The sequence below is a fragment of the Metallumcola ferriviriculae genome, from assembly GCF_035573695.1.
Taxonomy (GTDB): domain Bacteria; phylum Bacillota; class JADQBR01; order JADQBR01; family JADQBR01; genus Metallumcola; species Metallumcola ferriviriculae.
On the sequence record NZ_CP121694.1, the window covers coordinates 2,181,843 to 2,196,221 of the forward strand.

General features: G+C 42.2%; 12 protein-coding genes. All 12 read left to right on the top strand.

The window, feature by feature from the left end:
- Positions 1 to 8: 8 nt before the first annotated feature.
- The 12 genes from MFMK1_RS10915 to MFMK1_RS10970 all read left to right on the top strand — a co-directional run bounded on the left by MFMK1_RS10915 (position 9) and on the right by MFMK1_RS10970 (position 14,358).
- Positions 9 to 596: a dipicolinate synthase subunit B gene (locus MFMK1_RS10915; RefSeq protein ID WP_366921737.1), complete on the top strand. Its 588-nt coding sequence runs from the start codon at positions 9 to 11 to the stop codon at positions 594 to 596.
- A 106-nt stretch (positions 597 to 702) separates the two neighbouring features.
- Positions 703 to 1,707, top strand: coding sequence for an aspartate-semialdehyde dehydrogenase (locus tag MFMK1_RS10920; protein WP_366921738.1), 1,005 nt, complete (start codon positions 703 to 705; stop codon positions 1,705 to 1,707).
- A 27-nt stretch (positions 1,708 to 1,734) separates the two neighbouring features.
- Entirely contained in the window at positions 1,735 to 2,970 is a 1,236-nt protein-coding gene (gene dapG, locus MFMK1_RS10925) for an aspartate kinase (protein ID WP_366921739.1), read from the top strand.
- A 16-nt stretch (positions 2,971 to 2,986) separates the two neighbouring features.
- Positions 2,987 to 3,874, top strand: coding sequence for a 4-hydroxy-tetrahydrodipicolinate synthase (gene dapA, locus MFMK1_RS10930; protein ID WP_366921740.1), 888 nt, complete (start codon positions 2,987 to 2,989; stop codon positions 3,872 to 3,874).
- A gap of 239 nt (positions 3,875 to 4,113) precedes the next feature.
- A complete protein-coding gene (locus MFMK1_RS10935) occupies positions 4,114 to 5,784 on the top strand; it encodes a ribonuclease J (protein ID WP_366921741.1) in 1,671 nt (556 codons plus the stop codon).
- 236 nt (positions 5,785 to 6,020) lie between these two features.
- Positions 6,021 to 6,794: a ClpP family protease gene (locus MFMK1_RS10940; RefSeq protein WP_428846267.1), complete on the top strand. Its 774-nt coding sequence runs from the start codon at positions 6,021 to 6,023 to the stop codon at positions 6,792 to 6,794.
- Positions 6,795 to 6,797: 3 nt separating this feature from the next.
- The gene (locus tag MFMK1_RS10945) at positions 6,798 to 6,998 is read left to right on the top strand and encodes a YlzJ-like family protein (RefSeq protein ID WP_366921742.1); all 201 of its coding nucleotides are present in this window, start codon (positions 6,798 to 6,800) and stop codon (positions 6,996 to 6,998) included.
- 115 nt (positions 6,999 to 7,113) lie between these two features.
- Complete coding sequence (locus tag MFMK1_RS10950; protein ID WP_366921743.1) at positions 7,114 to 8,715, top strand: Na/Pi cotransporter family protein; 1,602 nt, start codon at positions 7,114 to 7,116, stop codon at positions 8,713 to 8,715.
- An 18-nt stretch (positions 8,716 to 8,733) separates the two neighbouring features.
- Positions 8,734 to 9,504, top strand: a complete 771-nt coding sequence (uppP, locus tag MFMK1_RS10955) for an undecaprenyl-diphosphatase UppP (protein WP_366921744.1) — start codon at positions 8,734 to 8,736, stop codon at positions 9,502 to 9,504.
- 231 nt (positions 9,505 to 9,735) lie between these two features.
- Complete coding sequence (locus tag MFMK1_RS10960) at positions 9,736 to 12,015, top strand: FtsK/SpoIIIE family DNA translocase (protein ID WP_366921745.1); 2,280 nt, start codon at positions 9,736 to 9,738, stop codon at positions 12,013 to 12,015.
- A 423-nt stretch (positions 12,016 to 12,438) separates the two neighbouring features.
- The gene (gene mnmH, locus MFMK1_RS10965; RefSeq protein ID WP_366921746.1) at positions 12,439 to 13,464 is read left to right on the top strand and encodes a tRNA 2-selenouridine(34) synthase MnmH; all 1,026 of its coding nucleotides are present in this window, start codon (positions 12,439 to 12,441) and stop codon (positions 13,462 to 13,464) included.
- Positions 13,465 to 13,476: 12 nt separating this feature from the next.
- Positions 13,477 to 14,358: a helix-turn-helix domain-containing protein gene (locus MFMK1_RS10970; protein ID WP_366921747.1), complete on the top strand. Its 882-nt coding sequence runs from the start codon at positions 13,477 to 13,479 to the stop codon at positions 14,356 to 14,358.
- The last annotated feature ends 21 nt before the right edge of the window (positions 14,359 to 14,379 follow it).

Genomic DNA, 14,379 nt, shown 5'->3' on the forward strand with positions numbered 1-14,379 from the left:
CTTGTCACATGACCTTAAAAGGGAAAAACGTAGGTTTTGCATTTACAGGTTCACACTGTACCATGGATAAAGTTATGCCATATTTGAAAGGCATTGTAATTGAAGGCGCTGAGGTATTTCCAATATTTTCAACAGCGGTTTGTCAAACTGATACCCGTTTTGGTGATGCAAAGAAATGGCTTGCTCAAGTCGAGTCAATCACCGGCAGAACGCCGATTAGTACTATAGTGGAGGCCGAACCCATCGGTCCGCAAGGGTTTTTAGACGTGATGGTAATTGCTCCCTGCACCGGTAATACTTTGGCTAAATTAACCAACGGCATTACTGACGGAGCTGTATTGATGGCTGCCAAAGCGCACTTGAGAAATAAAAAGCCATTGGTTCTGGCAATCTCAACTAATGACGGGTTAGGTTTTAATGCTAAAAATATAGGTATCGCTATCAATACGGCCCATATCTATTTAGTTCCTTTTGGTCAGGATAACCCTGAGGAAAAAAGCAATTCCCTAGTAGCCATGATGCAGCATTTGCCCGAAACTATCGAACAGGCTTTATCAGGGAAACAAATTCAACCTATGCTAATTCAGTATAAATAATTGGAACGAACTTGCGGTAACTGTAAACGACGGTTCTTGTTCCATATCATGTAATAGGGTACACTTTAATTAATAATATCCTAGAACTGTAAAGGGGGATGTAACATTGAAACAATACAATGTCGCAATCGTTGGTACAGGTGCTGTCGGCCAGGCATTGATGGATGTCTTATCAGAACGGCGTTTTCCTATTGGTAAACTGAAACTGCTGGCTACCAGTCGTTCTGCTGGTAAGCAAGTGAAATTTAATAATGAAATTCTAACAATTGAGGAAACAAAGCCTGATTCTTTCCAAGGAGTAGATATTGCGCTTTTTGCCGGCGGATCGGCAAGTAAGGAATTTGCTCAGGATGCTGTTAAGGCCGGTGCTATAGTAATAGATAACAGTAATAATTTCCGGATGGACCCTAGCGTTCCGCTGGTAGTGCCGGAAGTTAACCCGGAAGATGTCAAATGGCATAATGGTATCATTGCTAATCCCAATTGTTCCACCATCCAAATGGCGGTCGTTTTGAAGCCTTTACACGACGCGGCCGGAATTAGTAGAGTTGTTGTATCTACCTATCAGGCGGTTTCAGGAGCAGGGGCCGAAGCGATCGAAGAATTGAGGGAACAATCTCGTGATATATTGGCGGGGAAGGAAGCGAATCCCCAGGTGTTTCCGCATCAGATCGCCTTTAATGTAATCCCTCATTTGGATGTGTTTTTAGAGAACGATTATACAAAAGAAGAAATGAAGATGGTGAACGAGACTAAGAAAATTCTTGGAGATGACACTGTTGCTGTTACTGCAACTACAGTCAGAGCCCCGGTGGTAAATGGTCATTCGGAAGCGATTAATGTTCAATTAAAAAATGAACTTCTTCCTGATGATGCCCGGAAATTACTTGCTAAGTCACCGGGAATCTTAGTTATAGATACACCAAAAAACAACGAATACCCGCTGCCTGTAGCTGCTAACGGCAGGGATGAAGTTTTTGTTGGTAGAATTCGGCGGGATGAAACAGTGGAATTTGGTTTAAATTTGTGGGTTGTGGCTGATAATTTGCGTAAAGGCGCGGCTACAAATGCGGTACAAATAGCGGAGCTATTAACTAAAGGGATGTTATGATTGATGATCTTTTTTATGAGGTGAGTTATGAAAGTTATTGTACAGAAGTTCGGGGGCACATCTATGGCTACCGGAGACTCACGGCGAGAAGTTATCAAAAAGATTAGTCAGGTGAAAAAAGATGGCTGCCAAGTGGTTGTGGTGGTTTCTGCTATGGGAAGAACTGGCGACCCTTACGCCACAGATACTTTAGTTGATCTCGTGAGAAAGACAAATAGCGGCCTGAATAAAAGAGATTTGGATTTAATCATGTCTTGTGGTGAAATCATTTCCGGCGTGGTATTGGTGGCAGAATTGGAACGGGCGGGGTTTCCTGCAGTCTGTCTCACAGGCCCTCAGGCGGGAATAGTTACCGATGGTAATCATGGAAATGCACGTGTTTTGGAAGTAGACCCTCATGAGGTACAAAAGTTTTTGCAAGAGGGGCGTATCGTGGTGGTAACCGGCTTTCAGGGGAAAGATGCAGATGGTTTGGTGACCACCTTGGGTCGTGGCGGTAGCGATACTACGGCCGCTGCTTTGGGAGTTTCGCTTGGGGCAGAGGTGGTAGAGATTTATACTGATGTTGACGGGGTAAAAACTGCTGACCCGCGTATGGTTGGGGACGCCCGTACACTTGAGCGGGTAACCTATAATGAATTATGTCAATTGGCCCACGAAGGGGCCAAGGTGATTCACCCGCGAGCGGTGGAAATTGCCATGCAGAAGGGAATTCCCCTAAGGGTTAGAAATACCTTTACCGACAATCCAGGTACATTGGTTGCCGCAGGCGATACCAATTATGAAAATTCGACGAAAATTCGGGATAATTTGATTACCGGTATTACTTATATTTCAAATATTAGCCAAATTAGGGTGCCATTAGTTAAAGAAGAAGATATGGCTTTGAGTGTATTCACTGTGATGGCCAAAGAAGGGATTAGCGTGGATTTTATTTATGTATCACCCAAGGAAGTAATTTTTACCGTCAGCGATGATGCTGTCGATATGGCTGTTGATACGTTAGAAGCCATTGGCTTAAAACCTGTACTGAGGAAAGATTGTGCTAAAGTGGCCGCGGTTGGTGCGGCCATGACTGGTGTACCAGGAGTAATGGCGAAAATTGTGACCGCGTTAACTGAAAGTGGCATTCAAATTATTCAATCATCAGATTCATACACCAGCATTTGGTGCTTAGTGGATAGAACTGACCTCCAAGAGGCGGTAAGGGCACTGCATAGGCAATTTAACCTTCATGAGGGTGTTCATCGGGAGGCAGGATAAGGAGAGGAGCGGTATAGTGTCAACGATTTTTGGTAAATTACTAACAGCAATGGTAACTCCTTTTGATAAGGATAACAACATAGATTGGGAAAAGGTAAAGGAATTAGCTAATTATCTTGTAAATAACGGCAGTGACAGCATAGTTGTTTGTGGCACAACGGGGGAATCCCCCACTTTATCCCATGATGAAAAACTGGAAATGTTTCGTATAGTAGTGGAAACAGTGGGAGGACGCGCTCAGGTAGTTGCCGGCACTGGGAGTAATAACACGGCGGATACTGTGAAGTTGTCTCTGGAAGCGAAGAACATGGGAGTAGACGGTATAATGTTAGTAGTGCCTTATTACAATAAGCCGTCCCAAGACGCCCTATACCAACACTTTAGCCATATTGCACAAAAAGCGGATTTGCCTATTTTATTATATAATGTACCCTCTCGTACAGGGATAAACATGCTGCCTGATACGGTTGCCCGGCTGGCTTTATTAAACAATATCGTCGCTGTTAAGGAAGCTGCCGGTGATATGGATCAAGTTTCTGAATTGAAAGTAAAGCTTCCGGAAAACTTTGCCGTTTATAGTGGAGATGACTCAATTACACTACCAATGTTAGCATTGGGCTGTCAGGGAGTGGTCAGTGTTGCCAGTCATTTGGTAGGAAACGACATCAAAGAGATGATTGATGCTTTTGACCAAGGTGATAATTTTCGAGCGAATCAAATACATTCAAACCTGTTTCCTCTTTTTAAAGCTCTGTTTATAACGTCAAATCCCGTGCCTTTAAAAGCTGCCTTAAAACTTAAGGGTATCAATGTAGGCGCTTTGCGCCCACCTTTAATTGAGGCCACTGCGTCGGAACTAGGTGTTGTTAAAGAAACAATGAAGAAGATAGGCCTATTGGATTAAGTCTTACTCCCGGGGATAAATAGAACCCCGGGAGTATTTTTTAGCTCAATTATAGCAATAATAGAGATAACGACTTTTAAAAATGCTTGTATTTATTATTAACTACAGTATAATATACAATAGGTATTTTGTTCGGGTTAAGCGCTAGAACTTTAGCGCTTGTTTAGTGTCAAGGTGTCGGTACTATAAATTATTGGGCGGAGTATCGGCAGATATTTTTTGAAAATGGAGGTGCGTAAATGGCGGACGAAGGAAAACTGCAGCTTATTCCTTTAGGTGGTTTGGGGGAAATAGGCAAAAATATGACGGCAGTTAAATATGGGAATAACATTCTGGTTATTGATGCGGGACTTACTTTCCCTGAGGACGAACTGCTGGGGATAGATGTGGTAATTCCGGATATCACTTATTTGTTGGAAAATAAAAAGCTGATCAAAGGTATTGTTTTAACCCATGGTCACGAAGACCACATTGGTGCATTGCCCTATGTTTTAAAGGACTTGAATGTACCCGTTTATGGGACAAGGTTAACTTTAGGGCTGCTGAGGCAGAAACTGAAGGAAAGCACTATCTCTGCAGACAAAATCAAACTGAACTGTATTAAACCAAGGGATACCATTAAAGTCGGTACGTTTAAAGTGGATTTCTTTAGGGTTAGCCACAGTATTGCCGATGCCGTAGGAATTGCGGTGCATACACCTATTGGTACTATCGTGCACAGTGGGGACTTTAAATTTGACCAGACACCAGTTGACGGCGATGTTACTGACTTTGCCAAACTTAGTGAATTGGGTGAAAATGGAGTACTTGTGCTAATGTCCGACAGTACCAATGTGGAACGCCCGGGTTATACAATGTCTGAACGAAATGTTGGAAATACCTTTGACGAAATTTTTCGCCAGGCAAAAGAAAGAATTGTTGTCGCAAGCTTTGCTTCAAACATTCCTCGTATTCAACAGGTAATTACTACCGCCCATAATTACAAACGAAAGGTTGCTATTGTCGGTCGAAGTATGTTAAATGTTGTTAGCGTAGCATCTGAATTAGGTTACTTGGATGTTCCTGACGGTACTATCGTAGAATTAGATGAAATCAATCGTTTACCCAAACAAAATACTGTTATCATTAGTACTGGAAGTCAGGGAGAACCGATGTCAGCCCTTACACGAATGGCCAGATCTGAACATAAGGGGGTTGAAATTATGTCCGGAGACACAGTGGTGATTTCTGCGACCCCAATTCCCGGTAATGAAAAAATGGTAGCCCGGACAGTGGATCAACTATTTAAACTAGGTGCCGACGTCATCCATGAAGCTGTATCAGGTATCCATGTTTCCGGACATGCCAGCCAAGAAGAATTAAAACTGATGTTAAATTTGGTAAAGCCTAAATTTTTTGTCCCTGTCCACGGTGAATACAGAATGTTGGTCAAGCATTCAAACTTAGCTCAAGATTTGGGAATACCGTCAGAAAACATTTTTGTTGGTGAAAATGGATTGATCTTAGAGTTTTCAAAGAAACGAGGTCGTATCGCCGGTAGAGTCGCTTCAGGTAGAGTATTGGTTGATGGACTCGGGGTAGGCGATGTCGGTAATATCGTTTTACGCGACAGGAAACAGTTATCCCAAGATGGTATTTTAATCGTAGTTTTGACGCTGGATAAAAATAAGGGCGCAGTCGTTGCCGGGCCAGACATAGTTTCTAGGGGATTCGTCTATGTCAGAGAATCTGAGGAGCTATTAGAAGAAGCTAAAGAGCGGGTTTCTCAGGCACTGGAGAAGTGTTGCAGCAAAAATAATGCTGCTGACTGGTCAGCTATTAAGTACAGTGTAAGAGATACCTTAGGGAAATTTTTATTTGAAAAGACTCATCGTCGCCCGATGATTTTACCTATTATTATGGAAGTTTAGTATTTGGAAAAGCCTATTAAAGGCCGCCGGATATTATAAGTGACTAGTTCACTTACTATATCAAGGCGGTCTATTTTTTTTGCATTACCTAATCATGTTCTCTGTGTATTATTTTATTGACAGTATCGCATACTATAAGTGCGTGTTCGAAGATCTCGTCCGGTTAACATGTAGCAAGAAGTTCCTGGCGCGACGGATTTGGGACTAAGAAGATTTCATAGATTGGAGTGATATAAATGAATGATAATGCGCAGCCACCTGGAATACCTGTGACAACACCAACAGCACCGATGCCGCAAACACCCATGCAGCCTTCTCCCAGACGCAAGCCAAAAAAATTAAAGGGGACGCCTAAAACTGCCAATATAAAAGAACTTGGCACTGTGGATGTTCCGGAGAATACCAGCAGCATACACTGTTTGACCATTATCGGGCAGGTAGAGGGCCATCTGGTAATGCCAGCTCAGAATAAAACCACCAAATATGAGCATGTTATTCCACAATTAATCGCTATCGAACAAAATGATAATATCGAAGGGGTTATAGTGATACTAAACACCGTAGGCGGTGATGTGGAGGCAGGTTTAGCAATTTCTGAAATGTTGGTAAGTTTATCTAAACCTACCGTATCTCTTGTCTTAGGTGGCGGGCACAGTATCGGGGTGCCAATCGCTACAGCTTCCGATTATTCGTTTATAGCAGAAACAGCTACAATGACTATTCATCCCATTCGGCTGACGGGGTTAGTTATCGGTGTACCCCAAACATATGAATATCTGGATAAAATGCAAGATAGGGTGGTTAGGTTTGTTACTGAACATTCAACGATTGGTGAAGAAAAGTTTCGGGAGTTAATGTTTACCACCGGGGAGTTAGCACGGGACATTGGTACTGTCTTAGTTGGCGAAGATGCTGTTAAATATGGCCTAATCAATGAAGTAGGTGGTTTAGCGGCATCAGTTAGTAAATTGAAGCAGCTAATTGAAGAGAAAAAGAACGGGAGGCACTAAGACATGAGCGTGTTGTATACTACAATGCCCTTGGAGTTGATGTTTCCTTCCGAAGAATCAACAAATCGGCAGTATGTTAAAAGGCAGGGCCGCTTGATGGAAGTGGAATTGGTAGATTATAATCAGGCGAAACTGGTAAGATTGTTTAGCACAGATCCTAACGATTACTTAAACGAACAGCTCCAACCGGGAGTTTTCGTCTAAAAACATCGGAATAACCGATGTTTTTTTCTTTGTTAAAAAGATAGTCAACTAATGGCGAAAGTGATATAATTTATAACGGCAATCATTAGAGACAACTTTGGAGGAGCGATGGCTTTTGCAATTAGTTTTTGGTTTGTTAGGCGGCTTGGCATTATTTATTTATGGTATGCAGAACATGGGAGAAGGCCTACAAAAATCAGCCGGCGATAAGATGCGGCGTATTTTGGAGATCCTTACTGGAGTTCCGATAATTGGTGTCATGGTTGGTGCATTGGTAACCGCAATCATTCAATCCAGCAGTGCAACTTCCGTGATGGTGGTAGGTTTTGTTAATGCCGGATTAATGACTTTAAAGCAGGCTGTTGGGGTTGTTATGGGAGCCAATATTGGCACAACCATTACTGCTCAGTTAATTGCATTTAAGTTAACTCATTACATTATGCCCATTATTGCCTTGGGCTTTGCTCTTAATTTCTTTGCAAAGAAGCGTGGCCTCAAGTACTTGGGACAAGTAATATTGGGCTTTGGTATTTTGCTGTTGGGCATGGATTTAATGAAAACGGCTATGTTGCCTTTGCGGGAGTTTCAGGGTTTTAGGGATTTTATGGCTAATTTTTCTCAGTACCCTTTGCTTGGGCTTGGGGTAGGCATATTTATGACTGTAGCTATTCAAAGCTCCAGTGCTACAATTGGTATTTTAATCGCCATGGCCAGTCAGGGACTGCTTCCATTGGATGCTGCTTTGCCTATTCTTTTGGGAGATAATATCGGGACTACCATTACGGCGTTGCTTGCTAGTATCGGTACTAATCTGACCGCTAAACGAGCCGCATTAGCACACATAATGTTTAATTTGGTGGGTAGTTTAATTTTTCTTTTAGGCATGGGCTTTTTTAAAGAATGGGTTTTGTCCATTTCGTCCAGTGATATTTCACATCAAATTGCCAATGCTCATACTTCTTTTAATATCATAAATACGTTATTATTCTTGCCTTTTGTTAATATATATGTAAAGTTTATCGAAAAAATCTTGCCTGGCGAGGTGGAGACAGAACAATTCGGCCCAGTTTTTTTAGACGAAAGAATGTTAAAAACGCCGGCTATTGCATTATCTTTGGCCAATAAAGAAATCGCCCGTATGGCTGAATTGGCTCAGCGCAATGTGACCGATGCCATGCAAGGCTTTTTTAAACAGGATGAGAGAATACTTAAGGATGTATTTGAAAGGGAAGATATCATTGATAATCTGGAAGAATCGATAACTACATATTTGGCCCAAATTGCCCAAAAAGGTATGGACCCGGCACTATCAAACCGCCATACAGGCCTGTTACACGCAATAAATGATATTGAAAGGGTTGGCGACCATGCCGAAAATATAGCACAAATGGCTATGGGACGTATAGAAGATACATTGCCGTTCACAGCACAAGCAACTGAGGAATTGCAGGAAATGAGCGCAATGGTACTGGAAACGTTTGCCAAGGCCATTGAGTCCTTAAAGAACGAAGATCAAGATGTTGCCCAAGAGGTAGTGCAGCTGGAGCGGAGCGTGGATGTAAGAGAAAAGCAGCTCCGGCGCAGCCATATTTCCAGGTTAAATCATGGGCAATGTTTTACTACTTCAGGAATAGTATTTTTAGACATTATCAGCAATTTGGAGCGCATTGGTGACCACTCCCATAATTTGGCTAACATTGTGTTGGGAGAAATTTAAAGTGGGAGAGATATAATAATGACTATCGTTGAGGCGTTCATATTAGGTGTTTTTCAAGGGATTACCGAGTTCCTTCCCATCAGTAGTTCCGGACACCTCGTCGTTATACAAGAATTTCTTAAAATTAATACGCCTGGGGTTACTTTTGAAGTATTACTTCACTTTGGCTCCCTGGTATCGGTGATAATATTTTTTCGCAAGGATATTTTTCATCTTATTACCCATCCCACGGACCGTTTTTTTTGGTTGATTGTGGTAGGTATAATTCCCACGGGAATTATAGGCGTGCTTTTTGAGGACCTTTTTGAAAGACTTTTTGGGTCGATAACTGTGGTTGCAATAATGCTGTTGGTAACAGGTTTAATACTATGGATAGCAGAAACTCTTGCTTCCGGAAAAAAAGATTCTGAGACAATGACCATTAAAGATGCTTTGATAATTGGTTTCGCTCAAGGTTTGGCCATTACGCCTGGGCTATCTCGATCAGGAAGCACCATCGCTGCTGCGCTCATTGTAGGGCTTGATAGAGACACCGCTGCACGGTATTCTTTTTTGGTAGTAATTCCCGTAATCTTTGGAGCGACCATGTTGAAGGTTGGAGATATGTTTTCAACGACATCGGTGGATTTCTTTCCAATCCAATACCTTGTAGGGACAATTACGGCTGGAATTACAGGGTATTTTGCAATCGCGGTGCTGTTAAAAGTATTAAATACCGGTCGTTTAAAGTTATTTAGTATTTATTGTTGGACTGTCGGTGGATTAATTCTCCTGACAAACCTTTTTTAAAACAGCGGAAACCCTGCCGAGGCGGGGTTTTTTAATGTATAGGAAAGTATGATTGTGACAATTTCCTTACATTAGGGTTGGTGAGAGGGTACGCCCGCTACGTTGCGGGGCGCCCTGTCCCACCAGATGTCGATGAAATCGCTTTTCTTGGTTATGGCCCTTTCGAATAATTAGAGTTTCACAAAGGAAAACAGCGGTTCATAGAGAACTTATCATTTGAGGTGAAAACCTATGGCTAGTTTATTTTCTCAAATCAAAGAAGAAATTAGATACGAAATTACTGGAATTATAATGGTTGGATTTGCAGTCCTTTCTGGTGTCAGTCTTTACACATCCGCAAACGGAGGATTTTATTCTGCCCATGCAGCAGGGGCAGTTGGTGAATTTTTAGTTAGAGTGTTAAAGGGCCTAGGCGGTGACGGTAAGGCGATACTTCCCATTTTTCTTGGCTTTCTCGGTTTGAAACTAATGATTGACCGTAAGATGTCAGCCGTGCCCCAAAAATTAATTGGAGTTATAATACTCTATATATCATTATTGGCTTTTTTTCATCAACCGTTTATTATTGAAGGAGAATATTTGTTGGCTTTAAAGCAGGGGTTGTCCGGTTTGGGTGGTGGAATTATCGGTGCATTACTTTCCGTTGCTTTATATGTCATGTTTGGTTCAGTTGGTTCCGATATTATTTTAGTAACGCTGCTGATTGTGGCATTGCTGTTGATAACCGATATGTCACTGGTAAGCATTGGTAAGAAGATCCTTTTGGTGCTCTCGCACAATTACGCGTTACTTCGTGAAAAACTTGTCGGATTTATTTTTACCGTAGTGGAGGAAGATGAGGAAAAGGTCCAATCACCAGAAAGTAATGGGCCGCGAACGCGATCAGTTAATACGAATCAACAACCAAAAATTGTCGACCATCGCGAAGATAGTGGGATGGAAGGTGAATTACCAGGGGAAATTGACTCCGTGGATCTAGGCGAGGCCGTGGTTAAACCTACTAAGGGAAAAGAAACTGACTTTAGAGAAGATAATTCTCACAGCTCAGCTGGTAATGCTGAGCCAGATGGGGATATAGAGGGGTTTGCTTTACCACCAATTTCCTTATTGCAAAGACCTATGCGGTTAAAAAATCCTCGTATGAACAAGGATATATCCGATAAAATAAAATTATTGGAAGAGACTCTTGAGAGTTTTGGTGTTAAGGTTAAAGTTACTCAGGTTAGCAGAGGGCCTGCTATTACTCGTTATGAAATGCAGCCGGCTCCCGGTGTTAAAGTGAGTAAGATTGTAAACCTTGCAGATGATATTGCTTTGAGTTTGGCGGCATCTGATGTGAGGATTGAAGCACCCATTCCCGGTAAAGCTGCCATCGGCATAGAGGTTCCCAATAAGGAGGTTGCTGCGGTTCATTTTCGCGAAGTGTTAGAGACCCAGGATTTCTCACAATCAGTTTCTAAACTGACTGTTGCCTTAGGTAAAGATATTGCAGGAAACCCAATCATCGCAGATTTGGGCAGAATGCCTCACTTATTGATAGCCGGGGCCACAGGCTCCGGGAAAAGCGTCTGTATGAATTCATTAATTGCCAGTTTGCTGTATAAATGTAAGCCAAACGAGTTAAAATTTTTAATGATAGACCCCAAAATGGTTGAGTTGACTGATTATAATGGTATCCCTCATTTATTGGCCCCAGTGGTTACTGATGCTAAAAGGTCAGCGACAGCATTACGATGGATAGTTAACGAAATGGAAAATCGTTATGAATTATTTGCCGGTGCGGGGGTAAAGGATATTGATAGATATAACCACCTTAAAGCAAAAGAAAGCCCGGATGAGACCGGACCCGCGCTGCCGTATATAGTTGTCTTAATTGACGAACTAGCGGACCTCATGATGGTAGCGCCAGCAGATGTGGAAGATGCGATCTGCCGTTTGGCTCAGATGGCTCGAGCTGCAGGTATTCATTTGGTGGTAGCGACTCAGAGACCTTCAGTAGATGTAATTACAGGTGTTATCAAAGCCAATATTCCTTCTAGGATTGCCTTTGCTGTTTCATCCCAGACAGATTCCCGAACCATTTTAGATATGGGTGGGGCCGAAAAACTTATGGGTAGGGGCGATATGTTGTTCTTTCCTACAGGGGCGCCCAAACCAGTACGAGTCCAAGGAGTATTCGTATCGGATAAAGAAATTAATTCAGTCGTCCAATATTTAAAAAAGCAGGGCACACCCCAATATCAGGAAAACTTATTTCAGCATGAGACGGAAAAAAAAGTTGTAGAAGAGGTGGAAGATGAGCTGCTGCCTGAAGCTGCGAAGCTGCTTATCGAAAGCGGTCAGGCTTCAATCTCCATGCTGCAGCGCCGGTTACGCATTGGTTATACTAGAGCAGCTAGATTAATAGATATTATGGAGGAAAAGGGTATAGTTGGAGGGTACGAGGGCAGTAAGCCTCGGTCAGTCTTAATGACATTGGATGAGTATTACCGCACATTTAAGCAGGAATAAATGCTTCAAAAATCAAATCTCCGGTACGAAAATATCAACTTAACTCCGTGCCGGGTTTTCTTTTACCAGTCATAAGGCATAAGTCTTTTGGGGGGCATAAGTTCTACTAAGACTTCCGCACCCGTAAAGGATATGCCGTTCGACTAAGCAAAACTACCAAGTCTCTCGCTGCCTACGTCTAAAGGTTCGGCGGGAGCCAAGTTTAATTTACCTTAAAGAGGATGTTCAAAAAGTCCATCGCAGGTGAGCGGCGAATTTCTGCGTTGCTCAGTCTTTGAGACTGCTCACGTACGCCACCAGTACGCTCCGCGTCTGAAAGCCTTCGCGCCTTGAACTTCTTGCTCCTGCTACAATGGACTTTTTGAACACGCACTTAAAAGCTAAATCACTGATATAATTAATTAAGTAGAAAGAGGTTGACAAATGAAGGAAATTACTGTGGAAGACGCGCTCGAATCTCATCACATATACGTGGACCTGCGTTCGCCTTCTGAATATGCTGAGGACCATCTGCCTGGTGCTGTTAATCTGCCGCTATTCAACGATGAAGAGCGCGCGAAGGTAGGAACCGTCTATAAGCAAGAAGGGTCGCTACAGGCAAAAAGGCTAGGGCTTGAATTTGTTTCGCTTAAATTGCCTCGGCTAATCAAGGAAATAAGTGACCAGACAAAAGGTGGGCCTGTGGTTATTTATTGTTGGCGGGGTGGGCTTCGTAGTAAGTCCGTCAGTAATGTCTTAGAGATTATGGGTGTCCCAACGCGTCGTTTACAAGGGGGATATAAAGCATTTCGTCGGCATGTAAACAATTACTTCCAAGAAACCATACCCTACAAAATGGTAGTTATTCATGGTTTTACTGGTACGGGAAAAACGGATATAATCAAAATTCTGCAATCGATGGATTATCCTGCAATCGATTTAGAAGGTTTAGCAAATAACAGGGGCTCGGTATTTGGTGAAGTGGGTTTGGGTGAACAACCTGCTCAGAAGCATTTCGAGACGAGGATATTTTCCCAATTGACTGAAATACCCGTTGGCAGCACTATCGTTGTGGAAGGGGAAAGTAAAAGAATAGGTAAAAACTTCATTCCGGAGTCCTTTTTTAATGCCATGAAAAAAGGAAAAAAAATAATGGTTCAAGACGACATCAACAACAGGGTGAAGAGAATAATTTCCGAGTATAGTAAAGACACGCAGGAAAATCGTGATGCTTTAATCCATTCACTATCGTTTTTAACTAAACGAATTGGAAAATCGAAAGTGGAACAACTTACCGAAATGGTAATAGCAGGAAATTATGCTCCGGTTGTAGAATATTTATTAAATAATTATTATGACCCGCTTTATGCACATCCGTTTAATAAATCAGACGAATTTGACATTATTATTAACGGCGCTAATCCTGTGTTTGCTGCAAATGATGTGTTGCGGTATTTAAACTATCAATAGGGGGTATCCCTAATGGCCCAGATAGGGGAATTGTTGACACGAATTAGGACCAAGAAAGATTTGTCCCTGCGAGATGTGGAACAGGCAACAAAAATCCGCATTAAATATCTGCGTGCATTAGAGGCAGAAGAATTTGAGCAAATTCCCGGTGAGGTCTATGTCATAGGTTTCTTACGTACCTATTGCCGTTACTTGGGTCTTGATGCCGATCTAATTGTTAATGAATATAGAGACCAGACAAAGATGTATAATGACCATGATGATGAAACGGATGCCGCCGAAAAAAGTACCTCCGAATCTTTAATGCAGTGGAAAAGGAACATTAAGGTTGTGGCTGCAGTGTGTATAGGCATACTAATATTAGCGGGATCTGTTGGTATGCTACTCTATTCAAGTGATGACAATGGATCAAAACCTGCGGTATCAGAAAGCAGTACACCTGATTTATCTCCTAATAACGATGTTTCAAAGGACGGGTCGGGGTCAGAGCATGCTGGGAACGTGTCCAACGAAAAAAATGAAGACAAAGAAAGAGATGAAACTGTACTGGAGAAAACAACAACGGCACCCGGAATTAACGCTGAAATCACCGTCGAGGCAGAAAAACGCTGTTGGGTAAAGTTTACTGTGGACGGTAACAATACGTACACAGGTACAATCGTTGGTCCGCTTAGTAAAACTATTAATGCAGAAGATAATTTTGCAGCAGTTTTTGGAAATGCCGGTGCGGTTTCAATAAAGGTGAACGGCAAACAGATAACTGATATTGGCGGCGATGGTGCCGTTAGCCATATGCAGATGGAAATAACTAACTCCGAGACGTTAATAGTACGGATTAATGGAAAGGAAAAAATGGAAATTAAGATTTCTACTGAGAAAGTCAGTAATCAATGAAGAAATAGGGAGGCAATAAAC

Excerpts from the sequence above, each read along its gene's own strand:
- MFMK1_RS10935 (WP_366921741.1), top strand. The coding sequence starts at position 4,114 with ATGGCGGACGAAGGAAAACTGCAGCTTATTCCTTTAGGTGGTTTGGGG.
- MFMK1_RS10970 (WP_366921747.1), top strand. The coding sequence starts at position 13,477 with ATGGCCCAGATAGGGGAATTGTTGACACGAATTAGGACCAAGAAAGAT.
- mnmH (WP_366921746.1), top strand. The coding sequence starts at position 12,439 with ATGAAGGAAATTACTGTGGAAGACGCGCTCGAATCTCATCACATATAC.
- MFMK1_RS10960 (WP_366921745.1), top strand. The coding sequence starts at position 9,736 with ATGGCTAGTTTATTTTCTCAAATCAAAGAAGAAATTAGATACGAAATT.
- MFMK1_RS10915 (WP_366921737.1), top strand. The coding sequence starts at position 9 with ATGACCTTAAAAGGGAAAAACGTAGGTTTTGCATTTACAGGTTCACAC.
- MFMK1_RS10945 (WP_366921742.1), top strand. The coding sequence starts at position 6,798 with ATGAGCGTGTTGTATACTACAATGCCCTTGGAGTTGATGTTTCCTTCC.
- dapG (WP_366921739.1), top strand. The coding sequence starts at position 1,735 with ATGAAAGTTATTGTACAGAAGTTCGGGGGCACATCTATGGCTACCGGA.
- uppP (WP_366921744.1), top strand. The coding sequence starts at position 8,734 with ATGACTATCGTTGAGGCGTTCATATTAGGTGTTTTTCAAGGGATTACC.
- MFMK1_RS10940 (WP_428846267.1), top strand. The coding sequence starts at position 6,021 with ATGAATGATAATGCGCAGCCACCTGGAATACCTGTGACAACACCAACA.